The organism is Desulfobacter sp. (assembly GCA_028768545.1).
GTDB lineage: Bacteria > Desulfobacterota > Desulfobacteria > Desulfobacterales > Desulfobacteraceae > Desulfobacter.
In genome coordinates this window covers 812,956-836,577 of record CP054838.1, presented here as the reverse complement: position 1 = coordinate 836,577, position 23,622 = coordinate 812,956, and the positions used below count along the sequence as shown (strand labels likewise).

General features: G+C 47.5%; 19 protein-coding genes and 2 pseudogenes. 9 read left to right on the top strand and 12 right to left on the bottom strand.

Going from position 1 to position 23,622, the window contains the following annotated elements:
• Positions 1–31 precede the first annotated feature (31 nt).
• Positions 32–1,194: pseudogene (locus HUN05_04055) on the top strand (IS256 family transposase).
• Between the two features lie 230 nt (positions 1,195–1,424).
• Here HUN05_04055 and HUN05_04050 read toward each other — a convergent pair.
• From HUN05_04050 to rsgA, 3 genes are all read right to left on the bottom strand, one after another.
• Positions 1,425–1,769: an ISAs1 family transposase gene (locus HUN05_04050; protein ID WDP84423.1), complete on the bottom strand. Its 345-nt coding sequence runs from the start codon at positions 1,767–1,769 to the stop codon at positions 1,425–1,427.
• Positions 1,726–1,938: a transposase family protein gene (locus HUN05_04045; GenBank protein ID WDP84422.1), complete on the bottom strand. Its 213-nt coding sequence runs from the start codon at positions 1,936–1,938 to the stop codon at positions 1,726–1,728. Before HUN05_04045 ends, HUN05_04050 begins: the two co-directional genes overlap by 44 nt.
• A 366-nt stretch (positions 1,939–2,304) precedes the next feature.
• A complete protein-coding gene (gene rsgA, locus HUN05_04040) occupies positions 2,305–3,426 on the bottom strand; it encodes a ribosome small subunit-dependent GTPase A (GenBank protein WDP84421.1) in 1,122 nt (373 codons plus the stop codon).
• Between the two features lie 633 nt (positions 3,427–4,059).
• Here rsgA and HUN05_04035 point away from each other — a divergent pair.
• Positions 4,060–4,347 (top strand): cupin domain-containing protein, encoded by a 288-nt coding sequence (locus HUN05_04035; GenBank protein WDP87915.1) that lies wholly within the window; start codon positions 4,060–4,062, stop codon positions 4,345–4,347.
• 581 nt (positions 4,348–4,928) lie between these two features.
• Here the strand turns inward: HUN05_04035 and HUN05_04030 are convergent.
• From HUN05_04030 to HUN05_04015, 4 genes are all read right to left on the bottom strand, one after another.
• Positions 4,929–6,092, bottom strand: a complete 1,164-nt coding sequence (locus HUN05_04030) for an IS256 family transposase (GenBank protein WDP87914.1) — start codon at positions 6,090–6,092, stop codon at positions 4,929–4,931.
• 114 nt (positions 6,093–6,206) lie between these two features.
• Positions 6,207–7,505, bottom strand: coding sequence for a hypothetical protein (locus tag HUN05_04025; GenBank protein WDP84420.1), 1,299 nt, complete (start codon positions 7,503–7,505; stop codon positions 6,207–6,209).
• 868 nt (positions 7,506–8,373) lie between these two features.
• Positions 8,374–8,475 (bottom strand): methionine/alanine import family NSS transporter small subunit, encoded by a 102-nt coding sequence (locus HUN05_04020; GenBank protein WDP84419.1) that lies wholly within the window; start codon positions 8,473–8,475, stop codon positions 8,374–8,376.
• A gap of 3 nt (positions 8,476–8,478) precedes the next feature.
• The gene (locus HUN05_04015) at positions 8,479–9,954 is read right to left on the bottom strand and encodes a sodium-dependent transporter (protein ID WDP84418.1); all 1,476 of its coding nucleotides are present in this window, start codon (positions 9,952–9,954) and stop codon (positions 8,479–8,481) included.
• 218 nt (positions 9,955–10,172) lie between these two features.
• On the opposite strand from HUN05_04015, the gene HUN05_04010 reads away from it, so the two are divergent.
• Entirely contained in the window at positions 10,173–10,838 is a 666-nt protein-coding gene (locus HUN05_04010) for an MBL fold metallo-hydrolase (protein ID WDP84417.1), read from the top strand.
• A gap of 58 nt (positions 10,839–10,896) precedes the next feature.
• On the opposite strand, the gene HUN05_04005 is transcribed toward HUN05_04010, so the two are convergent.
• Together HUN05_04005 and HUN05_04000 are read right to left on the bottom strand one after the other, a co-directional pair.
• On the bottom strand, positions 10,897–14,166 hold the full coding sequence (locus tag HUN05_04005) for an efflux RND transporter permease subunit (protein ID WDP84416.1): 3,270 nt from the start codon (positions 14,164–14,166) through the stop codon (positions 10,897–10,899).
• Positions 14,163–15,329: an efflux RND transporter periplasmic adaptor subunit gene (locus HUN05_04000; GenBank protein ID WDP84415.1), complete on the bottom strand. Its 1,167-nt coding sequence runs from the start codon at positions 15,327–15,329 to the stop codon at positions 14,163–14,165. The genes HUN05_04005 and HUN05_04000 overlap by 4 nt, the downstream gene beginning before the upstream one ends.
• A 370-nt stretch (positions 15,330–15,699) precedes the next feature.
• On the opposite strand from HUN05_04000, the gene HUN05_03995 reads away from it, so the two are divergent.
• Positions 15,700–16,725 (top strand): HDOD domain-containing protein, encoded by a 1,026-nt coding sequence (locus HUN05_03995; protein WDP84414.1) that lies wholly within the window; start codon positions 15,700–15,702, stop codon positions 16,723–16,725.
• Between the two features lie 15 nt (positions 16,726–16,740).
• Here the strand turns inward: HUN05_03995 and HUN05_03990 are convergent, their stop codons facing one another.
• Together HUN05_03990 and HUN05_03985 are read right to left on the bottom strand one after the other, a co-directional pair.
• On the bottom strand, positions 16,741–17,199 hold the full coding sequence (locus HUN05_03990; GenBank protein WDP84413.1) for a GAF domain-containing protein: 459 nt from the start codon (positions 17,197–17,199) through the stop codon (positions 16,741–16,743).
• Entirely contained in the window at positions 17,196–17,687 is a 492-nt protein-coding gene (locus HUN05_03985; protein WDP84412.1) for a DUF615 domain-containing protein, read from the bottom strand. The genes HUN05_03990 and HUN05_03985 overlap by 4 nt, the downstream gene beginning before the upstream one ends.
• A gap of 243 nt (positions 17,688–17,930) precedes the next feature.
• Between HUN05_03985 and HUN05_03980 the strand changes: the two genes are divergently transcribed.
• From HUN05_03980 to HUN05_03970, 3 genes are read left to right on the top strand one after another with little or no spacing between them, the layout of a single operon-like run.
• Positions 17,931–19,190, top strand: a complete 1,260-nt coding sequence (locus HUN05_03980; protein ID WDP84411.1) for a hypothetical protein — start codon at positions 17,931–17,933, stop codon at positions 19,188–19,190.
• Entirely contained in the window at positions 19,174–19,821 is a 648-nt protein-coding gene (locus HUN05_03975) for a response regulator transcription factor (GenBank protein WDP84410.1), read from the top strand. The genes HUN05_03980 and HUN05_03975 overlap by 17 nt, the downstream gene beginning before the upstream one ends.
• 11 nt (positions 19,822–19,832) lie before the next feature.
• The gene (locus tag HUN05_03970) at positions 19,833–20,705 is read left to right on the top strand and encodes a hypothetical protein (protein ID WDP84409.1); all 873 of its coding nucleotides are present in this window, start codon (positions 19,833–19,835) and stop codon (positions 20,703–20,705) included.
• On the opposite strand, the gene HUN05_03965 is transcribed toward HUN05_03970, so the two are convergent.
• Positions 20,693–21,403 carry an IS6 family transposase gene (locus HUN05_03965; GenBank protein WDP84408.1) on the bottom strand — a complete coding sequence of 237 codons (711 nt, stop codon included), beginning with the start codon at positions 21,401–21,403 and terminating at the stop codon, positions 20,693–20,695. The genes HUN05_03970 and HUN05_03965 overlap by 13 nt on opposite strands.
• A 229-nt stretch (positions 21,404–21,632) precedes the next feature.
• Between HUN05_03965 and HUN05_03960 the strand changes: the two genes are divergently transcribed.
• Positions 21,633–23,171, top strand: a complete 1,539-nt coding sequence (locus tag HUN05_03960; protein ID WDP84407.1) for a leucyl aminopeptidase — start codon at positions 21,633–21,635, stop codon at positions 23,169–23,171.
• 4 nt (positions 23,172–23,175) lie between these two features.
• Positions 23,176–23,559 (top strand): annotated as a pseudogene (locus HUN05_03955) (AAA family ATPase).
• Positions 23,560–23,622 lie beyond the last annotated feature (63 nt).

The window sequence follows — 23,622 nt, the reverse complement described above, 5'->3', positions numbered from 1 at the left end:
CTAATTTGATTTTCAAAAAGCCCTTAAAGGCATCCAGGAAGGTAAACCCTTCACAGGTAAGGGCGGCGTCCTTACATCATTAATCAAAAATCTTGCTGAAGCTGCTCTTGAAGGAGAGTTGGAGTCCCATCTCGGGCAGGAAGTTTCTGCCAACCGCCGTAATGGAAAAAGCAAAAAGACCATTAAATCCCTGGATGGTAAATTTGAGCTGGAAACCCCGCGTGACAGGGCCGGAACCTTCTCTCCACAGATCGTCAAAAACATCAGACAACGCTCAGCGATGAAATTGAAAGAAAGATAATAGCCCTTTACGGCCTGGGCATGAGTTATAATGATATGGCTTCCCATTTACAGGAAATCTATGGACTTGAGATTTCAAATGCCACTCTGAGCACCATTACCGATAAAATCATCCATACCGTCAAAGAATGGCAGGCCAGGCCGTTGGAAAATGTGTACCCAATCGTATGGCTTGATGCCATACATTATAAAGTACGAGAAAACGGAAAGGTCGGCAGCAAAGCCGTTTACACAATTCTTGGGGTGAATATCGAGGGCCGCAAAGAGGTTCTTGGGCTGTACATATCCGAGAATGAGGGTGCGAACTTCTGGCTGCAGGTGTTAACAGACCTTTCAAACCGAGGGGTAAAAAGATATCCTGATTGCCTGTGTTGATGGTCTAAAAGGTTTTCCCGAGGCCATTGAGACCATATTCCCGGACACAGAAGTTCAACTCTGCGTAGTCCACCAGATCCGAAATTCATTGAAATACGTTGGTTCCAAAAATAAAAAAAATTTATGGCAGATCTAAAACGTGTTTATAAAGCGGTCAATAAGGATCTGGCCGAAGAAGAACTGGATATCTTGGAAAATAAATGGAATGACAAATACCCGATTGTGATAAAATCCTGGCGGAACAACTGGGAACGCCTCAGTCATTTCTTTAAATATCCAGAAGAGATTCGACGGATAATATACACCACAAATACCATTGAGGCTGTGCATCGACAGTTTCGAAAACTGACCAAAACAAAGGGATCATTCCCGAACCAGGACAGCCTGTTAAAGCTGCTTTACACGGGGATCCAGAACGCCAGTAAAAAATGGACAATGCCGATTCAAAATTGGTCACTGACAATTTCCCAGTTGGCAATTTTCTTTGAAGGCCGGCTGGATAAAGAGCTGGGAATTTGATAGGGATTTATTTACAGATGGAAAAGATGGTTCCAGGAACTCCACTCCAGCAAAAGTCAACTCCTCCGACGTGGCTGATTGAAGGCCCATTCTCGGACCTGACTTTTACTTCCGCTGGCGCTGAGGCAGATCCGGGAACCGAAACCGTGACACAGAATTCTGAACATTCCCTTTTTACGCACATTTGTCAACACAAAACCGACTGTTTTTTCAATGATTTTAGATGCTTTTTATATGCAACAACCTAACCGGACACTACTGAAAAGTTTTAAAAGATTTGGAATGGCCGTAATTTCATTTGATTTTTCTTCGGTTTTTAATTGCCCTAAAACCATTTTATTAGACGAAGCCCACGCACTGATCATATGAATGGCTTTCTTATCATTGGAGGTATCGTGTGAACGCCTTAGAGTTTTGCCGTCGATTGCAATGACTTGACCTTTGGTCATCTTTGCAACCGACTGAACCCAGTGCATAAAACTGCTCTGAAATTCATTCGGGTTCATCCTTTCAAAAATTCTGCCAAAGGTGTCATGGGAGGGTATCCCATGGGGAAGGCTTAGAAATTTTGACAACCACTTTTTTCTTTTTGCCAAAGTTTTCAATTTGCTCATAAGTGTCTGCGCCAGCAACTACCGCACAAATTGCGATGATGACGACATCAATTAAATTATGAAGCTTATTGTGGTGTCTGGGGTCCTGAATATTGTCAAAAAAAGTTTCAAGAGATTTTTTTTCGTTCATTGGCAACTCCTTGTGTTTATTGCCATATATATCGTATCTGTGCAGTGATGTCTAGGAAAATTTTGTTCGATGCTCATATACTATAGCAAGCCAGGAGAGCCAGGCTGGGATAGGGTGAAGGGGGTGGAGTGGCGTAAATGAGCGGCCCGCCAGGACGGCATAGGTCCGATCATTTCCGCTTCTTAAGCGGTCAGGACGACCGCTTAAGATTTAACGGAATCCCCCTCACCTATTCCAGCCGGGTAAGGACGAATCTTAATAAAAGTTACATGCGATGACCCTGTATTTATGGGACCGATTCTGGACAAGTTTTGAGGATCGATTTTTTATAACCTCAATCCTTTTTTCATAAGCCGAATACTCGTTTTATTCATGGGTGTTTTTTCTGCGATTTATGGCTTTTATTTTTAAGGTGATTTTTTTCCAATGTTCTTTTTCCACCCGATCTGCGCTTTTGGTTTGCCGGTCAGATAAATATGCCAATTCACGTTTCATTTTTTGGTAGTTCTCCAGTCTCTCTTTTGTGATTGTGCCGATTGATACCCCCTGAAGCACTTGACAGCCAATTTCATGGGTATGACTGCAATCTTGGAAACGGCATGTATTGGCCAGGTCTTCTATCTCTGGGAAGGCCCCTTTTAACCCACCGTCGTCATCCCATAATCCTATTTCCCGAATCCCTGGATTGTCGATCACCATACCCCCTTGGGGCATCATGATAAGGCTGCGGCTGGTCGTTGTATGTTTTCCCTTTCCCAGACGGTCACTGACCCCGTTGGTGGGCTGTATGGTTTTTCCGGCAAGGCGATTTACAAGGGTTGATTTACCCGCGCCTGATGATCCAACTATGGCAATGGTTCGGCCTTGTGAAAGGTAGGGTTCCAATGAGGCCAATCCAGTGGAATCATTTGCCGAGATAAGGTGAACCGGAACGTTAAACGCTACGGATTCAACCCTTTGAACATAGTGCTCAGGATTTTGATGAAGATCTGCCTTGGTCAAAATAATACAAGGGGTCAGTTCACAATTATATACCAGCGTCAAATACCGTTCTATTCGTCGAATATTATAATCCCTGTCAAGACCGCAAACGATAAATACTATATCCAGATTTGCAGCGATGATCTGTTCTTTAATCCACGGGGATTTCTGCTTGCCATGGGTACCGCTTGCCCCTCTGGACAAACTTTTTTTCCTTGGCAATACGGCAGAGATGACCTTTTCTTTGACAAGGACCCAATCTCCTGTGACCGGGAACAGGCTTTTTTTATGGTGATTTAGCTTTCCTGCCACAGTGACAAGGCTTTCTGAATCTCCCTGGCTGATAAAAAAACTGTTTTTTTGCACGCCCACGACCCTGGCCGGAAAAAGGGTGTCATTGCAAATATTGTCCAGATGAACCTGGAAATGTGAATCCCAACCCATTTTTAAAAGAGGCTGGCGGACGTTGTTGGTATATATATGGGTCTCTTTGTTTTTAATCGTCATTGATAATCACCTTGTTTTTATATGGTTCTTGGGTATTTTTGTATGCATTCAATACCCGTTTATCCATGATTTGCCCGGATATTTCATGAAAATTGAATCATAACACTTTTAAATACAGTGAGTTATGGTAGCTTGCCAAGGCATAAACGATTCGTGAAATATGCAAGCGGATAGCGTCTTAACATTTTGTGTGTAGGGGCGTTGCAGACAAAAGGCGTATCAATAAATTCGGAATTTTCAGAGAGACTCTATCCGGAGAGGGCCAGAAAAAATATAGTCTTTTTTATCTAAGACTTAGGCTTAATCTGGACTAAATTAAAAAATCAACCGGCGACCGAATCTATACTACCTTTTGTCGGCAACGATTGACACAATATCTAATGAGGTTTTGAACAAAAAAATTCCTTTTTAAAAATACAAACGGTTTTTCCTAATATGATATGTTTTGTGATTATTGTCAAATTTTTTAAAGTGTCTTCTGTTCAAGCCCTGTGTCTGATGCTGTCTCAGACCAGAGTTTCTGGATGGCAGCAACCAGGGTTTTAATTGGCAGATCCCTGGCGCTTTGCTTTGAATACACCAGAAAAAGCAGACCTGATCACTGAACTGTATGCCTACAAGCAGATTGCCCAAATGAATGATTATGAGTTCAAGCTGGTCAAGGCCCAACGGGAGTTTGTCTGGCACCGTCATCCCGAGACCGACGAGGTGTTTTTTGCCGTGGAGAGCGGATTTGACATTGAGCTGCGGGACAAACGGCTGACCCTGGCCCGGGGCGACATGGCGGTCATCCCGAAGAATGTGGAGCACAAACCCGTTTGCAAAGATCTTTGCACCATCATGCCCATTGAACCCAAGGGCACGGTGAATACCGGGGATGCCGGGGGAGATCTCACGGACACAACGGTTGAAGCGATTTAATATTAGATCCTGAAATTAAAAATAAGGCCACTTCTAATAATGGTATTTGGGCTCGATTTTTTTGTTGCAACCTAAAGGTCAGAACCAGGCAAATCTGAATCCTCGGCTCGGAGAGAAACATATGCTTACAATGTTCAATATATTCCTCTGGTTAGAATTTGCCTTCGCCTTGAACTCAAACCAAAATCCTGATTATTAGATGTGGCCATAAGATAGATTGTACTGCGAACGGTATGCAACACCGCAGATGAAGTCAAACCGGTTCGCCCGAAGGGTGAACCGGTTTGACCCCTTGGAATTGATTTGGCAGGCAAGTATTACTTGCTGTATTTAATGGCAATACGATTTGTTTTTAAGTTGCCGTGAAGTGCTCAGACTAAGCGGCACACGTAGTTTTTTTGGCCTGACTTGGGAATGTTCAGAATTCTGTGTCACGGTTTCGGTTCCCGGATCTGCCTCAGCGCCAGCGGAAGTAAAAGTCAGGTCCGAGAATGGGCCTTCAATCAGCCACGTCGGAGGAGTTGACTTTTGCTGGAGTGGAGTTCCTGGAACCATCTTTTCCATCTGTAAATAAATCCCTATCAAATTCCCAGCTCTTTATCCAGCCGGCTTTCAAAGAAAATTGCCAACTGGGAAATTGTCAGTGACCAATTTTGAATCGGCATTGTCCATTTTTTACTGGCGTTCTGGATCCCCATGTAAAGCAGCTTTAACAGGCTGTCCTGGTTCGGGAATGATCCCTTTGTTTTGGTCAGTTTTCGAAACTGTCGATGCACAGCCTCAATGGTATTTGTGGTGTATATTATCCGTCGAATCTCTTCTGGATATTTAAAGAAATGACTGAGGCGTTCCCAGTTGTTCCGCCAGGATTTTATCACAATCGGGTATTTGTCATTCCATTTATTTTCCAAGATATCCAGTTCTTCTTCGGCCAGATCCTTATTGACCGCTTTATAAACACGTTTTAGATCTGCCATAAATTCCTTTTTATTTTTGGAACCAACGTATTTCAATGAATTTCGGATCTGGTGGACTACGCAGAGTTGAACTTCTGTGTCCGGGAATATGGTCTCAATGGCCTCGGGAAAACCTTTTAGACCATCAACACAGGCAATCAGGATATCTTTTACCCCTCGGTTTGAAAGGTCTGTTAACACCTGCAGCCAGAAGTTCGCACCCTCATTCTCGGATATGTACAGCCCAAGAACCTCTTTGCGGCCCTCGATATTCACCCCAAGAATTGTGTAAACGGCTTTGCTGCCGACCTTTCCGTTTTCTCGTACTTTATAATGTATGGCATCAAGCCATACGATTGGGTACACATTTTCCAACGGCCTGGCCTGCCATTCTTTGACGGTATGGATGATTTTATCGGTAATGGTGCTCAGAGTGGCATTTGAAATCTCAAGTCCATAGATTTCCTGTAAATGGGAAGCCATATCATTATAACTCATGCCCAGGCCGTAAAGGGCTATTATCTTTCTTTCAATTTCATCGCTGAGCGTTGTCTGATGTTTTTTGACGATCTGTGGAGAGAAGGTTCCGGCCCTGTCACGCGGGGTTTCCAGCTCAAATTTACCATCCAGGGATTTAATGGTCTTTTTGCTTTTTCCATTACGGCGGTTGGCAGAAACTTCCTGCCCGAGATGGGACGCCAACTCTCCTTCAAGAGCAGCTTCAGCAAGATTTTTGATTAATGATGTAAGGACGCCGCCCTTACCTGTGAAGGGTTTACCTTCCTGGATGCCTTTAAGGGCTTTTTGAAAATCAAATTAGGTGTTTTCTTCGGTCATGTCAGTTCTCCTTATTTAGCTGAGTATATCAGCTTTCATTCAACTGACATAGAATTTTGAACGCCCTCACAATTGATCGTTTGCAGCGCCCATATCAATTGAGCTGCTGAGATTTTCGGTTAAGCCCGCCGTTAAAAGTTTTTCTCTGGTTTCTTTGAGCAAATCGGACAATTGAGATTCGATCTGTTCAGAGTAAGACTGTACACTGACTGCAAACCGGCTGGTTGCGCTTGCTGCCTTATTTACTTTTGCAATTTCCTTGGTGACATTTTTGATATCACTTGCGGCCGCATCTGCACTCTTTGAAATACCACAGGTTACGGTGTCCTGTTCCTCAGCCGCGGCAGAAATTTTATGACCGGCCAGCATTAGCCGTTCAATTCGCATATCCGTCTGCTGTGTATATTGAACAATTGTTTTGCTGGCTTTTTGGATGGCTGTAATCTTGTTTTCAATTTTTTCATTCGCAGCTTCGGTTTGCATACAAAGCGCTCTCGTCTCTCTTGCCACAACGGCAAACCCTTTGCCGGCTGCCCCGGCTCTGCCCGCTTCTATTCTGGCATTTAATGCAAGCAGTTTGGTTTGTCCGGCAATGTTTTTAACGATGCTCACAATTTCACTGATTTCCCTTGATGCCTGATTCAATTGTGCCATATCTTCACGTGAGGCCTGGGTAACCGAGTTGATATCCCCCACCAGATTATTTTGTTTTGATAACTGCCCGATGATGTCCTGTACCGCTGATTGCAATTTTTGAGTCGAATGCGAAACCGCATTGGTTTGTTTCACTGTTCTTGACGCGGACTCACTGGCATTTGTGGTTTGTTCTTCTGTATTCCCGGCAAGGATACTTAACTCAACGGCATTTTTTTTCATGGTCTGGGCTTTGGTCTGAATCGTCTCAATCATGCACGACATCTGTTGAATCAATTCCTGGATTGTTTGTCTTTGGACTTTCTTTTTCAGATCGTCATTCCGAAGCTGAATCAGCACATCTTCAAATTTTTTCAATGCACCGGCAAGAACACCCACCCGGTCCCTTCTGTTCTGATATGGGATATGTAAGATCTCTCCCTTGTTGATCTGATACAAGGATCGTGTCAGGCGTGTCAGCGGTCTTTCCACCAGAAGCCAGACCATGAGATGGAGCAATACCAAATTGATCAAGATCGTCAACACCGCCATCAAAATAATGGTGTGCTGTTTGTTTTTCCGGTATGAAATCAGGTTGGTTTTTTTGCTTTCAATCTCTTCAACTTTGTAGAGAATGGCATTTCTGGATTTTTCAGCGGCAATGGCTTCATCTGCCAGATAATTGCTCAATTCAATCACCCTTTTTTTTAAGGCAGTGTCACCATCAGCCATCTGAACCGCATTGTGAATATATGCCGCTATGGTTTGGGCATCGGCTGTCCCATTTTCTGTCTTTAAATGGATCTGGTTGATTTTTTCAAGAAAATCATTTTCCTTATTCACCATGCCCTTTGAAAGGATAATTTTACCCTCCCGTTGCTGAATAACAAAATGGCCTTTTGAAATTTCTCTTCTCTGGGAACGGTTGAAAAATTGTCGATAATTTTCCCGGCCCTCAATGATGGTTTCTTTATCAACGGCATAATTGGTCTTTATCCATTCTTGAATTTCACTGCCTGCGTCCACGTGCAGCCGTTTAGGGATATTCAGGTATTTTCTTTGAAGATCAAAAATGCTTGCCCTTAGATCTTTGTTCATGGATGAATTGATTTCCAAAAGCGTTTGGGTTTCTGCTCCGATCTGGGAAAAGACCTTAACATTCAAATAGACAAGAACGCCAATACAGCAAATTGAAATCAGTCCGACACTCAGCATCATTTTCAACCCGACAGAAAGCCCCAAGCCTTTGGTTTTTAAATCATGGATTTCTGCTGCCTTTAATTTTCCCAAGGATGATTTGAATAGATTTGTTATCATTTTCAGCTTACCTTTTTTAGCCTATTTAAGATGAATAAGATTTTGGGCAATATAGGCAAAAAAATGAGCAGTACATTAGACAATCATTTGAATTACATGACTTCTGAAGACTGCAGGTCTTTCAGGTAATTATGCTGATGCAATTTTTTTATTAATGGATATCTTTTTGCTCACTTGAATGAATGCGGGAAGCCGTTAATTTTTGCCTAAAAGGAAGGCAGGAGGGCAGGATGAAAAAAAGAACATTCCCCGGAGGTCTTTTTCCGGGGAATGCTACAGTGGTTTAAATTTTTTGTTTTTTTATGGCAATGGCAATGCACACCGCTGCCCCGCCCCAGGTCACCCCAAGGCCAAGTACCATCATAATAATTGCGGATGTTGTCATGGTCTACCTCCTGTTTTGGGCCAGGCTGTGGGCCTGGAAAATAAAACTGATTACCACGATACCCACCACCAGCAGCCATCCAAAATAAAACAGGGCTGTGGATGAATAATCGCCATAGGGGGTTTTTAGATCACCAATGAGATTGGCCACACTCATATAGCCTAAAACCCCAGGGGTGACGATCTTCAGGCAGAATGTCCAGAAATTGCCCACATAAAAATCACTGGTTTTGTTGATATGATCTTTGAAAACGGAAAGCTTGCAGACCCAGGTCAGAAAGATAATTTCCACAAGTCCGCCGGCAAGAACACCGAAGTTATTGATAAACCGGTCCACGATATCCAGAACGAGAAGCCCGCTGTGGGAGGCGAAAACCGCCCCTGTGACAAGGCCGACCAGGCAGTAGAGGGTCATGGCTTTTTTTCGGCTGATGTGGAATTTATCCATGAGGGAGGACACTGACACCTCGCAGATGGAGACCATGGAACTTAAGCCTGCAAAAATCAGGGCCAGGAAGAACAAGGTACCGAAAAATGCAGGTCCGGGAAGGCTGTTGATGGCCTTGGGAATGGTGACAAATGCCAGGCCCACGCCTGAACTGACCACCTTGTCCACACCCACCCCCTGCTGGGCCGCCATATTCCCCAGAATTGAGAAGACCAGAACACCGCAGAGGATGCTGAATCCGCAATTGGCAAAGGCGGTGATAAAGCCGTTGTTGGCCATATCCGCATCTTTGGGCAGATAGCTGGAATAGGTGAGCATGATGGCAAAGCCGATACTCAGGGAAAAGAAAATCTGACCATAGGCTGCCACCCAGACCTTAAAGTTTAAAAGTGCTGAAAAATCAGGCTTGAACATCCAGTTGAGCCCTTCTGAGGCCCCGTCCAGGGTCACCGCCCTGGACGTGATAATCACCACCAGAATAAAGAGGGCCGGCATAAAAATCTTTGAGGCCGTCTCGATTCCTTTTTTCACCCCGTTGAACAGAACCACCCAGCAGATGGCCCAGGCCCCTGCAACCGAGGCAAAGATGGGCCAGCGAATCCCTTTGAAATCAAGGGGAGAGTCCGAGAGCATGAGATAGGATTTATAGAAAAAATCACTGGTGTCAGTCCCCCACCCCTGGTTAAAGGCCAGAAAAAAATAAGAAATGGACCATCCCACAATCGCCACGTAGTAAATGGAAATGGTAAAGGATACCAGAATCTGCCACCAGCCCAGCCATTCCCACCTGGGGGATAGTTTTGAAAAAATCTGGGGGGCAGATCCCCTCATTTTATTGCCCGTACCAAATTCAAGTATCATAAATGGAATACCCGCGGTGATCATGGCAAACAGATAGGGGATAAAAAAAGCGCCTCCCCCGTTTTCATAGGCCACATAGGGAAACCGCCAGATGTTGCCAAGGCCGATGGCCGATCCAATGGCCGCCAGAATAAATCCGGCCCTGCTTCCCCATTGTTCTCTTTTTTGCATTTATCTTACTCCTAAAAAGTTAAAAATATATAAATCCAACAATTAAAAATTGTCATTAATGTTCAATAGTCAAAGTTTTTTTATAAAAAAAGAAAAAACAGGGGTAAATTAATTCTGGTCTGGATCCGGGTATCCCTTTTAACGGTGATTGGGTTGGGTTAAAAAAGATTGAAACCCTTTTTTCCCTGTGTCATTGTGATGAAACACAGGATGAATTTATGGAGGGTTCCATGGAGATTCAATGGCTGGGAACGGCCGGATTTAAGATTCGTACCCAAGAGGCATGCTTTTTAATCGACCCTTTCCTGAGCCGGAATCGCCAGGCCAGCCCCAGCCAGACTCTAAGGCCGTCTGATCTGAAAACAGCCTCCCATATTTTTATTTCCCATGGTCATTTTGATCATATTATGGATGTTCCAACAATTGCTGAAAAGACAGGGGCCTGTGTGGTGTGCAGCCCTACTGCGGCCCATACCCTGTCAGATATGGGCCTGGCCAGGATCGGCAGAAAACTGCCTGATTTTTTTCCCTTGCTTGTCAATTTCCCCTGCGGTCAGGTTTTAAGCTGGCAGTTTGAAATTCAGAACAAGCGCCTTCTTTTTTTTGGTTCTGCCGGGTCCACCGCAAAAGAGCTTCAACGGCTTAAATCAACTCCCTGCGACATTCTTTTTCTGCCGCTCCAGGGGCATTCTAAGATTTGTGAAAAGGCCTTGGCCTATGTTGAGGCCCTGGGGCCCGGGTGTGTCATTCCCCATCACCAGGATGATTTTTTCCCGCCCCTTTCCCGGACCGTGGACATTACTCCGTTTACAGACCAGGTGGCCAAAGCCTTTCCCGGAATAGAGGTCAGACCCATGGGGCTGAATGAGACACTTGTTCTCTAATTTTTGACAAGGCGAACCCAAGGCCGGCTGGGGTTAACCTTGTCCTTCTGTAGTGTTTTTAGTTCACAGACCCGGGTGCGGGATTTCCCGGGAAAAATTCCTTGGCCCGGGTATATCCCCTGGATATTGTTTCTTTCATCTCCTCTATCAGGGCATACAGGGCAGGCACCACCACCAGGGTGAGGATGGTGGCGATCATGAGGCCGAAAATGACCACAATGGCCATGGAACTCCACCACTGGCTGGACTCAGAGGACCAGGACATGGCCATGAGGTGAAAGTCATAGGAGACCCCTGTTACCATGGGCAGCAGCCCTAGAATGGTGGTGACAGCCGTGAGCATCACCGGACGAAGCCGTGTGGCCCCGGCAGAGATCACCGCCGCCCTGATGGTCATGCCCGAATCCCGCAGTTTATTGGTGTAGTCAATGAGGACAATGGCATTGTTCACCACCACCCCTGCAAGGGAAATAATACCCACCCCGGTCATGATCACCCCGAAAGGGGAGTTGATCACGGTCAGTCCCCAAAAGGCCCCGCCCAGAGACAGAATTACCGAGGTGAGAATAATGACCGGCTGGATCACGGAGTTGAACAGGGTTACCAGAATGAGAAAGATGAGAAAAAGGGCCACGATAAAGGCCATGGTCAGAAACTCCTGGGATTCTTTTTGCTCTTCATCCTCTCCGGTGAACTTGTAAAGGTATCCCGGAGGAAGACTCATCTCTTTCATCAGGGCCATGACCTGTTCCCTGGCAACCGTACCCGTTGTCTTGGTCTCATCCACATTTGCCTGGACCGTGACCACCCGCTCGTGGTTTTTCCGGACAATATCGCCGATGGTCCCTTTATAGGAAATGGATGCCAGGGTGGTCAGGGGCACCATCTCTCCTGAGGGAGAGGGGATCATGAGCTTGTGGAGAATATCGGTGACCTGGCGGTCGGATTCAGCCAGGGACACGGTGATATCATAATCCTCATCCCCCTCGTAATAGGTGGAGACATCCAGGCCGTTGTAGGCGATTTTCAGGGCCATGCCAATGGCCGATGTGGTCAGGCCGAAAAGTGCTGTCTTCTGGCGGTCGATCTTGACCTGGACCGAGGGCAGCCCTCCCTGGTAGTCATCCCGGACATCTTTGACATGGGGAACGTTTTGAACCATCTGTTTGACCTGTTCTGCGATCCGGCTCAACACCACAAAGTTCTCTCCTGAGATTTCGATATTGATGGGCGGCCCTGTGGGGGGGCCGTCTTTTTGCTCGTCCACGGTGATCTTGACCCCGGGGATATGGGCCACCCGTTTTCTGATTTTTTCCAGGTCCAGTTTGGTAGAGGTGTTGCGCTCCTCAAAATCAATGAACTGGATGCCGATGTGATTGGGCAGGTTGGAGTCAAAAATTGAGGCCCCTGCGTTCTGGACCACCCGGGTATAGATATGTTCAATATTGTTGATGTCCGAGGGGGCGGTGAAAGTAGAGCCGTCTGCTTTTTCATGGGTCTGGCCTGCAACGGCATGGGCGTAGTCTGATTCCGGCCTGCCTGCAATGGCTTTTTCCACCTCTTTGACGGTTCTGTCGATGAATTCAATGTCCGCCCCTTCGGGCACGTCAATATTGACATAGGCGGACCTGGGGTCAATGGAAGGGAAAAATTCCAGGGGTTTTTCAATGCCGATGCGCAGCATCCAGATCTGGACAAGGATGACCAGGACGGCAAAGGCCCCGACCAGCACGGCGAATTTATGGTTCAGGGAATGCTCCAGGATGAATTTATAGGTTTTTAAAACCATGCCTTTTATTTCAATGGGCTGCTCTCCCAAGGCTTGGATTTCCTGGGCCCCTGGCCCCTGGGTCTGGTCCTTGGCTCTCATGAAAAAGGCGCACATGGCCGGGTTGATGACAAGGGCCACAAAAAGAGAAGAGCTGAGGGTGACAATAAGGGTCAAGGGAAGATACCCCATGAATTCTCCCATGATGCCCGGCCAGAAGAGCATGGGTGCAAATGCTGCCAGGGTGGTCAGGGTGGAGCCGATAACCGGCCAGGCCACCTCTCCTGTGGCTTTCATGGCCGCCTCGATCCTGGGGACGCCCTGCTGCATATACCGGTAGATATTTTCAATGATGACAATGGCATTGTCCACCAGCATGCCCAGGGCCAGGGTCAGGGCGAAGAGTACCACCGTGTTCAGGCTGATGCCCAGGGCTTGGAGAACGGCAAAGGTGAGAAACATGGAAAAGGGTATGGCAAGCCCGACAAGAACGGCATTCCTGATGCCCAGGGCCACGAACAAGACCATCACCACCAGGATCAGGCCTGAAATAATATTATTTTCCAGGTCTGCCACCATGGCCCTGACATCATCTGATTTGTCCATGAGCCTTGTGATGGTGGTGTTCTGGGGAAAGGACAGACGGGCCCGTTCAATGACAGTTTGGATTTTTTCCGTAATGGCAATGATATTTTCACCGGTCCGTTTTTTGACCGAAATATTAATTGAGGGAACCCCGTTGAGCCGGGACCTGGAGGTCTCGTCCTTTAGACCGTCCACCACCCTGGCCACATCTTTAAGATAGATGGGCCTGCCCGCGTGGGTGGCCACCACCAGGGAGAGGATCTCTTCGGGGGTTTCAAATTCTCCGGGTATTTTCAGCTGGTACCTGCCGTCCCCCAGTGTGATGGCACCGCCTGAGGTGTTCTGGTTTTCCGTGACCACGGCCGTCTGAAGATCGGTAATGGAAATCCGGTAATAGGCCAGCTTGTCCGTATCCACTTCCACCCGGATTTCCCGCTCACGGCCGCCGGTGACATCCGCCTCAAGCACGCCGGGTACGGCCTCTATATCATCCTTGAGATCATCTGCGATCTTTTTAAGGGCCTTGGGCCCTACCTGGCCTGCCAAAGAATAGACTACAATGGGCATGTCCGAAAAATTGACCTCAAAGACGCTGGGATCATTTTCAAGGTCTGTGGGCAAATCCCCCCTGGCCTCATCCACCTTGTCCTTGACCCGGGTTAATACCTCGTCAATATCTGTGCCGGGCAGAAACTCGATATTGATCTGGGAAAGGCCCTGGGAAGAGACAGATGAAATATTTTTTACCTTGTTCAGCCCCTTGAGTTTTTTTTCGATTTTAATGGTAATGGCCGTCTCAATGTCCGAGGCTGAACCCCCCCGGTATTCGGTGCGGACAAAAACATAGGGAATGGTGATTTCAGGCTCGCTCTCCCTGGGCAGGACCTTATAGGCATACAGGCCCATGCCCACAATGATGATGACCAGCACCAGCACCGAGGTCCTGTTTTTAATGGCTGTATCCGACAGGATCATTGAATCAGCTCCTCCATGGTGTGAACCGTTCTTGCCACCTTGACACTCTCCCCGTTTTCAATGATCTTATGCCCCACCACAACGACCCGTTCCCCGGGTTCCAGCCCCTTTGAAACAAGGATTTTCCATCCGTCCTGGAATCCTGTGGTCACGGGTCTGAACGCCACCTCTCCCTTGTTTTCAACAAACACCCCGGTCTCATTGTTCTGGGTGACCAAGGAATAGATGGGAACGGCCAGGCCCTGGGGTTCATGATTTTTTACGATGCTGACCCGGGCAAACATATCCGGAAGGATTTCAAGGTCCGGGTTGTCCACACGGATTTCAAGGTTGTAGAGCCGGGCCATGGAGTCTGTGGTCTTGTACAGGTAATGATAGTCTCCTGTGACGGTTTTTTTGTCCAGAGCATCAAACTGCATGTCAAATTGGCTCAGCTTGCGTACGGCCGACACATCAGATTCAGGAATGCCCACCTCGATTTTGAGCCGGTCCATCTCCAGGATAGCGGCCACAGGGTCGCCGGCATCTAAAAAATTGCCGTACTCGATAAATACCCGGTCCACCACCCCGGCCATGGGCGAACGGATGGTGCATCGGTCCAAATTGAGGCGAGCCAGATTGACCGCGGCTTTTGTGGTTTTTACCCGGGTCTGGACATCATCCAGCTGGGACTGGGTGATGAATTGTTTTTCAGACAGGGCCTTGGACCGCTTTTGATTGGTCAGGGCGGTTTCATAGGAGGCAAGGGCTGAATCATAGTTGTGCTGGTAATCCCGGGTGTCAATAATGGCCAGGACATCCCCTTTTTTAACCGTCATGCCTTCTTCCACCTGCTTGGTGACGATTTTTCCCCTCACCTCTGTGACCAGGTTCAGGGAAATCCAGGGCTTTGCCACACCCGGGAGACTGATTTTTTCCACCACCTCCTGGGGGCTGATCTCCATGGTGACCACATTGGTCAGGGCCCGGTTCTCTTTGGTCTGCATGGCCTGGGCCTGGGCAAGATCTGCTTTTTTGTCAGAGATTTTCAGCATCAGGGGCAGGAGAATCAAGGCACTGACCACCAGCACCCCGATAAAGGGAATGCATTGCCAGATCAGGCGCAGAATCCTGGGCAGAATGGTTTTGGCTGAAAAAGAGTTGGGATTTGGTTTGGCTTCCATGGAAAAATCCTCTAATCATTAAAAGATGCTTTAATCTTAATTCCAAATTCCATGATTTCAAGGGCTTGGATATTTAGGACGCTTAAAATCATGTCACACCTCGTGGGTTATATTCATGGGTCAAATGATTTTGAGCCCTGATGCTATACCAGGTTCGGGCTAAAGTATAGGGTCAAATTGTTACAATTTGTGTCGCCTTGCCTTGTATACGGATATGCCTATGCGTTTTTCCCAACCTTGAACCGGGGAGGCAATAAGTGTTTGACTTAAATAAAAAAAATCCCTAAACAATGAAGATTACACTTAAAATTTTTTTTCTGGCATCTTTTCAGCATCTTTGCTTTAACTTTATATAAGGATAAGGTGACCCATGAAAGATACCCTGGTTAGCGAAAAAACCATTGCCCTGAGTATTGCCCATGAGATTCTCACCACAAGTGTTAAAATCCCTGCCATTCCAGGCAATATCCGCAGGATTTTTAAAATGGTCCGCCAGCCCGAGGACAAGATTGATATTCCTGAATTTGCAAAGCTGGTTGAATCTGACCCCGGCCTTTTTACCCGGATTCTTCAATTGGCCAATTCCCAATATTACAGCGGGATGGAAAAAAGTGTCACCCTCAGGTCTGCCATCACCCGCATCGGCCTCAAAGAGACCGTGAATACGGTATGCCTTCAGTTTTATAAACAGCTTCTTCCAAGGTTTCCGGATATTGAGGGCTTTTCCTATACTGATTTTTGGGCATTTTCCTGGGCCTGCGCCGTTGCCAACCGGCGGCTGGGCCATCTCATCCTGGGCATGGATGTGCTGCCCGGAGACCTGTATATGGCAGGGATGCTCCAGGGCCTGGGCAAGCTTTTGATGGCCATTCATTTTCCGGATCAGTTTTCTTTTGCCATTGCCCGGGCCCAAACCTTTGAACACCCCCTGTACGAGGTTGAACGAGAGTTGTTCGGCACCACGGACGCCCTTGTGGCGGCCCAGGTGCTCAAGACCTGGCAGTTGCCGGTCAATATCTGCGAGGGGGTGGGTTTTTCCCAGATGCCGGACCAGGCCCCGCCTGAGTATATTCTCATCGCAGGTCTGACCCAGTTTGCCTACGCCATTGCCCGTGAGGCCCAAATCGGTGCCAGCGGCGACGGCAGCACTCTTTGCCTGGCAGAGACCTTTCTCGGGCAGAATCCAAACTTGAACATTGCCAAAAAAGAGACCCAGGACGCCTTGGTCAAAGAGATTCTCATCACCTTGAACGGCCCTGGCCAGTCCCTGGTTTCAGGATCGAAACATCAGATGACCAAACTCGGGAAGGCCGCCAGAAAAGAAAGGGTTGATCCTGTCCCTAAAAAGGCCAGAAAAAAGGGGGTGTTGGGCTGGGTCAAATCTTGGTTAAATTAAGAGGGCTTGGCAGGGTTAAAGAAAAGGGGTGAGCAAAGAGAGGATTTTTTCAAGGGGCTTGATATCTGCCCGGCTGAATTGACACAAATCCAAAGAATCAATGTCCAGAACAGCCATCACCTTTTTATTTTTGATCAGGGGGATGACAATTTCACTTTTGGACCTGGCATCACAGGCAATGTGGCCGGGAAACTCTTCAACATTTTTTACCACCACCGGCGCTTTTTTCTTCACACAAGAAAGGCAGACCCCGGTCTCTTTGAGCACCTGACAGGCCAGGGTGCCCTGGTAAGGTCCGATGTTCAGCTCTCCTTTGGGGGCTGAAAAATAAAATCCTGTCCAGAAATGATGGGGCATTTTATGGTGAAGCAGGGCAGCAATGGTTGCCATTGCCGCAATGAGATTCGGGGATTTGTCTGTGATCAATTCATCCAGTTGGGTGTAGATTCGGTCATATCTGCCCTGGCGCTTCACCTTTGATCCATCCCGTTTAAAAGAATCTCCTCCAGCGTTTTCAGGGCTTTGGAACTTTTTTGGGCTCGCTTGTCCTTGTTGATATTTCTGATCAACTGCCTGAGCCGCTGCCGGGTGAGGTCCTGGCAGGCCTCAAGACATTCTTCAATGGCTGCGGGCTCTTGTTTTAGGAGCCTGTCCACCCATATTCGGGCGGGAGACAAGGGCTGGGCAAGGCGGTTTTCCGACTTTAAGCTGTCCAGGGCAATCCGTATGGGCACAGGGTCCACATTTCGCATCAAAGCGCCGACAAATTGTCTTTGCCGCCGGGCCGCAACATTGGAGGTGATTGACTTGCCCGCTTTTAATGCCTCAAACAATTCTGCTGGAAGGTCCAGCCGCTTTAAATGCGGGATGGGCAGACCGGCCAGTTCTTTTCCGAGTTTCTGAAGGGCCTGGGCCTGCTTTTTCTTTTTTGTCCTGCTTTTTTCAATGTTTTCCATAGTCATTAAATGGAATATAAACGTCAAATCAAGGATTGTAAATTAAAAACTCTTAAAAGGGATCTGGAAGATTTGTTTTTATCCCATGGGGGGATCTGGGTGCGGATAAAGCCTTTAAAAAAGAAATGGTTGACAAGGTTTTTATGGGAATGATAGGAGAAATCCTTCCTAAAAAAAACTTTTTTGTGGGACCGATGTTCCATATGATAAAGGGGGATGCAGATTAACCTTTAGGCCCGAGGAGAACGTGTGGGAGACGGCCGTTACTACACAAATTACCAGTTTTCTGTGATTGTTTTTTTGACCCTTTTCGTGATCTGGGTCTGCATCAGCACAGTGATGTGCGTGTACCAGGGCCTCGGTCAGAAGGGCAAGCCCGTTTTTTTGGCCCATCTTTCCCTGGGCCTGGCATCAATATTCAGATTCGCCCATGAGGTGCTGGTTTCCCAGGAGACAGCCCAAGCGGCAAAGGGAGGGGAACTTGCCTGCATCCTGATTACCATTGCCGCCATATCCGGGCTGCTCAGCAAAAAAAGGCCAATTGCTGTTTTAGTTCACCCTGTTCTTTCTCTGATCTCGGGCTGTATTCTTGCAGGGGCATGGTTCCATCCCCAGTGGCTGATTCAGTCATTTGTTTTTTCCGATGTCCGGCTGGGAACCGTTTACCTGTGGATCATGGGCGGCTGGCTGGCATATGCGGCTGTTGTTCTGATGTCAGAATCAAGGCTTTTTTCCTCTGTTCTTTTTCTTTTTCCCCCGGCTCTGTATCTGGGCGGGGCGATTTGGGCAGACCGCCTGGGAAACTGGGGGCTACTGACCTTATACCCGGCCTGGCTGGTCTCTATTCATATTTTTTCCGCAGATCTTAAATCCTATCGTATCGGCGGCCAGGCCTTTGCCAATATCAACGATCTTATCAAAGATGCGATTCTGGTCTGTGACCCGGGCAACAATATCATATTCCGCAACCGTCAAGCCCGGGATGCCGATTTTTTGGTTCAGGAGGCCGTGGCTATACCCGGAGGAAGGCCTGAGAGGATTTTCAGCAAAGATATGGTCCGCTGCCGCAAGTATGGGTTTAATACATTTACCTCAGCTAACAATGGGCGGTACATGGACTGCCGAACCAAGGAGATCCGCCAGGGCAAACGCCTGGTGGGGCGGGCTCTGGTCATTTGCGATATCACAGACCTTATTTCCATGCTGGCGCTCCAGGCCGACCAGAAAGCCCGGCTGGAAGCGGTCAACCAGAAGCTGGGCCAATATTCAAACATCGTGTTTGACCTTGAAAAAGAAAAGGAAGTCTCATCCCTGGTCACCAACATCACCCAGACCCAGGAACAATTCATGGAATCTTTCAGGCAGCGGATCAAGGCGCTTGGACAGATGGAGCAGGGGGGCGGGTTTGATTCCCAGGTGGAGACCCTCATTGAAGATGCAAAACGCAACCTGGCCGAGGTAAGAGATACCGTGGGCAGGTACAGGAGATATTATGGAACAAAAAATTAAGGTGGCCATAGCCGATGATCAGCTGTTATTGAGAAATTCTTTAGAACAGATAATCAACAGCGATCCCCAAATTACCGTGATGGGTTCAGTGGGATCCGGCCAGGCATTGATTCAATTTTGTGAAGCCCAACAGCCGGACCTGGTGGTCACGGACGTGGAAATGCCGGAAATAGACGGACTGGCCGCCTTGAAAATTATTAAGAAAAAATATCCAAAAATCAAGGTACTCATCCTGACCACCTTTGAAAACCAGGAATATATCACCGATGCCTTTCTCGGCGATGCCGACGGATATATCACCAAGGACATCGGATATGAAAAACTCATTGCCACCATTAAGTGCGTGGCCCTGGGGCTCACCGTCATCCACCCCGGGGCCAAGGCCGTGATCATTGAAAAGTTCAAGACCAGAACCGGGGGAACAAAAAAAAGCTATGCCGATCTTCTGACCCTGGAAGAGATCAATATCGTCCGCCTCATTGTTCTGGGGGAAAGTAACAAGACCATTGGTGAATCTTTGTACTACACCGAAGGTACCGTGAAAAACAAGGTCAGCCGGATTTATGAGAAGCTTGGTATTGCCAATCGCCTTGAGCTGGCCGTATACGCCGTTGAAAACGGTATTGAATAGGGGCTGGATCTGTGCCCGAGGTTCTCAAACTTGAAATTGCTGTCATCTGCCTGGTGCATCTGGCAGCCATTATTCTGTCCGTGGTCTGCCTGACGGTGTTTGCCATGAAAACCCGCAGGGATGACCATGCGGCCAATGCCTTTATTGTGGTGATGGTGGCCATGATCATGTGGATGGTGTTTAAGATTTTCAAAACCGTGGCCCCGGAAGTTAATCTTCGGTGGGTGTTTATTCTTGGCTATTATGCCTGTACCCTTGTGCTGGAGTTGGCCTTTGTGGAGTTTGGATATGCCTATTTAACGGAAAAGCCCCTGTCTTCAAAATTGAGGCGATGGCTTTGCCTGGTTGCCCTGGTTCAGTTCTCGTGGATACTGATCAACCCCCTGCACTATTTGTTTTACAGCCGCTATGATTTCTGGGATGACAGTTTCGGCCCTTTATTTTACATCCATATGGCCGTTGAGTACGCGTTCATTATTACCGGCTTTATTTTTTGCAGCCGCCGGTTCAAGCGGGAGTTTTCAGGGAAAAATAAAATAGTCACCCGGGTCTTCAGTGCCGTCATTGTCGTGCCCCTGGTTTTGAATCTGCTTTATATTACCAAGGTGATCGACCGGTTTACCGTCATTGCCCAGATCCCGGTGGTCTTTGACATCACCCCCATTGTCTTTACCTGGTCGATTCTCCTGTTCATGTACGTCACCTTTAACCATGATTTTATCACCCCCACCCCCCTGATGCGCCACGAGATCACCCATCACCTGAATCTGGCCCTGGGATTGTTCAACAAAAATTTTAAAGCAGCTGCCCGTCCATACGGTTCTGTTGCAAAAAATATTTCCAGGACAAAGAGATCGTTCAGGCGTAAAATTTACGCAGCATAAGAAAACAGATTTTCGACGAATTCTTTCTGCTTTAAAATTTCTCCCTTCCTAATATTTTTAACTTGTCCTTTTCTGATCATGTTCATAATTTCATAGCCTTTTAGCGTCCGCCAGGCAGAATGAAATGTCTTGAACCCCATACCAGCTCTGACAAGCTTTTTGATAAACCGGTGGTCTTGCTCAATAATATTGTTCAGATATTTATTCTGTCTTAGGATACAGTCCTTATTCAGAAGCTTTTTTTCTTTCAAAGCCTTTACTGCCGGAGGATATGCAGGATTTCCGTCAACACTCAGAACCCGAGGTCTGGAGCTATTGGAAGCTCGCAGCATCTTTTTAAAAAATCGTTTGGCAGATTCCATATTACGTCTGCTGCGAAGAAGAAAATCGATGGTATTTCCACGGGAATCGACCGCTCGGTAAAGATACTTCATTTTCCCCCGCACCTTGATATATGTTTCATCAATACGGTAAGAATCATTTGATTGCCGCAGATACTTCCTGCTTCGCTTTTCCATTTCAGGAGCATAGCGCTGAACCCATCGGTAAATGGTACTGTGATCCACAGACAAGCCCCGTTCTTGCATCATCTCTTCCAGATTCCTGTAACTCAGTTGATATCTCAGATACCAGCGAACATTCAATAGGATGATTTCTTTTTCATAATGACGCCACTTGAAAGGGTTTTCATTTTTCATACTATCTCTCTGCAAACAAATTAGTGCCAAAACGGACTTGTATCAGACATTAATAATTTTTTGCAACAGAACCCGGGAAATTAGCATCACCCTCATTGGCTGTTAACGGCATTAAAAGGGCGGGTCAATACATTTCATGCTGCCCCCTTGTAAAACCCCTTTTGCCGGATCCTTTTCTATGGTAATGAATGAATATTTGATCCTTCCATTCTAAATTTAAGGTGACCCCATGAATAAAAATCAAATCACCACCACAACCAAGGCCGCTAAAACCTTTAAAACCGATTTGCTGGTATACCTGGCCGTTGAAAATAAAAACAAGATGCCCCTCTGTCCTTTGGCAGTTCAGGCCCAGGTAAAAAAAGCCTTTGAATTAAAAGATTTTCTGGGAAAACCAGGAGACCAGCTCCTCTTTTATCCTCCGGCAAGATCAAAGACCTGCGCCAAACGGGTATTGGTCCTGGGCCTTGGTCCCGTAGACAGGGAAAAAGATCCAGGCGCAGCCCTGGACATGCTCAGACAAGCCGGCGGAGAGATCGCAAAGACCTGCGAAAAAACAAAGGCAAAAGAGATGGTCTTACACCTGCCCGAGCCTGACTTTCTGGCCCCGGGAGTAAAAGACCTTTCAACGGCCGCGGAAATCCTGACAGAAGGGATTGTCCTGGGAGACTACCGCTTTGTTAAATACAAAAACACCACCAAAAAGAAAACCGATTATCCAGGGCTTGTTGGGATCAGGCTGGTCTGTGACCAGAATCTGACAACCATAAGAGAAGGGGTGCAACGAGGACGGAACGCAGCCTTTAGTGCCTGCACGGCCAGGAACATGGCCAATGAACCGGGCAACGGATGGACCTCTGCCGACTTTGCAGGCTATGCCAAGGTTTTGGCCAAAAAAACCGACCTGGAATACCGCTGCATTGAAAAAAAAGAGATGGAGCAGATGGGTATGGGAGGCATATTGGCCGTGAACCAGGGATCTTCGGTTCCGCCGAGAATGGTTATCCTGGAATACCACGCCCCCCAAAACGCCCAAACCATCCTCCTGGTGGGCAAGGGCCTGACCTTTGACTCCGGCGGCATCAGTATCAAGCCCTCGGCAGGAATGGAAGATATGAAGTATGATATGTGCGGCGGTGCCGCGGTTCTATCTGCCATGGAGACGGTGGCCATTGAAAAGCCAAATGTAAATGTGGTTGCCATTGTGCCTGCCACAGACAATATGTCAGGGGCCAATGCCGTTCACCCAGGGGATATTATCCGCCATTTCAACGGGGTGACCTCGGAGGTGATCAATACCGATGCCGAAGGCCGGCTCATACTCGGGGATGCTCTGGCCTACGGAATCAAGACTTATAAGCCTGACTGCGTTGTTGATGTGGCCACCCTGACAGGGGCAGTGATCCTTGGTTTGGGCCACCACTATACCGGACTGATCTCCAACAATGATGACCTGGTAGCCCAGATTGAATCCGCAGGAAAAAGGGCAGGGGAACCGGTATGGCGGCTTCCCTTGGATAAAAATTATCAAAAACAGATTAAATCCAAGGTGGCAGACATCAAAAATACCGGGGGCAGGCCCGGAGGAACGATCACGGCAGCGGCCTATTTGTCCAATTTTGTGGAAAAAACCCCCTGGGCTCATCTGGATATTGCCGGTACGGCCTGGGATTTTACCGAAAAAACCTATATCCCCAAAGGGCCTTCGGGGACAGCCACACGAACCTTTATCAACCTGATCCGCAAATGGGAAACCCAAAAGGGGTAAGCCCATGACTCAGAATAAACAGGTGGAATCAATGGTGGATCAGGTTTCCCAAGTCATTTTAGGGAAAAAAAGCCAGATCCGCCTGGCCCTGGCCTGTTTGTTTGCCCGGGGACACCTGCTCATTGAAGATTTTCCAGGGATCGGCAAGACCACCCTGGCCAAGGCCCTTGCCCGGTGCATGGGCCTGAACTTCCAGCGGATGCAGTTTACCTCGGATCTTTTGCCAGCAGATATCCTGGGCGTCTCCGTATTTGACCAGAATGCCGGGACATTCAATTTTCATCCAGGCCCCATCTTTACCCAGGTTTTCTTAGTGGATGAAATCAACCGGGCCACCCCCAAAAGCCAGAGCGCCCTGCTTGAAGCCATGGAAGAGGGCCAGGTCACCTGCCCGGACAGGATTTCATGGATCTGTTCAGCCGGGTGGAAATACCAATTTAAGGCAGGTTAA

Bases quoted from the DNA above. Each gene is read 5' to 3' on its own strand.
- HUN05_04010 (WDP84417.1), top strand. From the start codon at position 10,173: ATGGAGGGTTCCATGGAGATTCAATGGCTGGGAACGGCCGGATTTAAG.
- HUN05_04025 (WDP84420.1), bottom strand. From the start codon at position 7,505: ATGGCTGATGGTGACACTGCCTTAAAAAAAAGGGTGATTGAATTGAGC.
- HUN05_03965 (WDP84408.1), bottom strand. From the start codon at position 21,403: ATGAAAAATGAAAACCCTTTCAAGTGGCGTCATTATGAAAAAGAAATC.
- HUN05_04005 (WDP84416.1), bottom strand. From the start codon at position 14,166: ATGATCCTGTCGGATACAGCCATTAAAAACAGGACCTCGGTGCTGGTG.
- HUN05_03995 (WDP84414.1), top strand. From the start codon at position 15,700: ATGAAAGATACCCTGGTTAGCGAAAAAACCATTGCCCTGAGTATTGCC.
- HUN05_04045 (WDP84422.1), bottom strand. From the start codon at position 1,938: ATGAACGAAAAAAAATCTCTTGAAACTTTTTTTGACAATATTCAGGAC.
- HUN05_04015 (WDP84418.1), bottom strand. From the start codon at position 9,954: ATGCAAAAAAGAGAACAATGGGGAAGCAGGGCCGGATTTATTCTGGCG.
- rsgA (WDP84421.1), bottom strand. From the start codon at position 3,426: ATGACGATTAAAAACAAAGAGACCCATATATATACCAACAACGTCCGC.
- HUN05_04000 (WDP84415.1), bottom strand. From the start codon at position 15,329: ATGGAAGCCAAACCAAATCCCAACTCTTTTTCAGCCAAAACCATTCTG.
- HUN05_03985 (WDP84412.1), bottom strand. From the start codon at position 17,687: ATGACTATGGAAAACATTGAAAAAAGCAGGACAAAAAAGAAAAAGCAG.
- HUN05_03960 (WDP84407.1), top strand. From the start codon at position 21,633: ATGAATAAAAATCAAATCACCACCACAACCAAGGCCGCTAAAACCTTT.
- HUN05_04035 (WDP87915.1), top strand. From the start codon at position 4,060: ATGAATGATTATGAGTTCAAGCTGGTCAAGGCCCAACGGGAGTTTGTC.
- HUN05_04020 (WDP84419.1), bottom strand. From the start codon at position 8,475: ATGACAACATCCGCAATTATTATGATGGTACTTGGCCTTGGGGTGACC.
- HUN05_03975 (WDP84410.1), top strand. From the start codon at position 19,174: ATGGAACAAAAAATTAAGGTGGCCATAGCCGATGATCAGCTGTTATTG.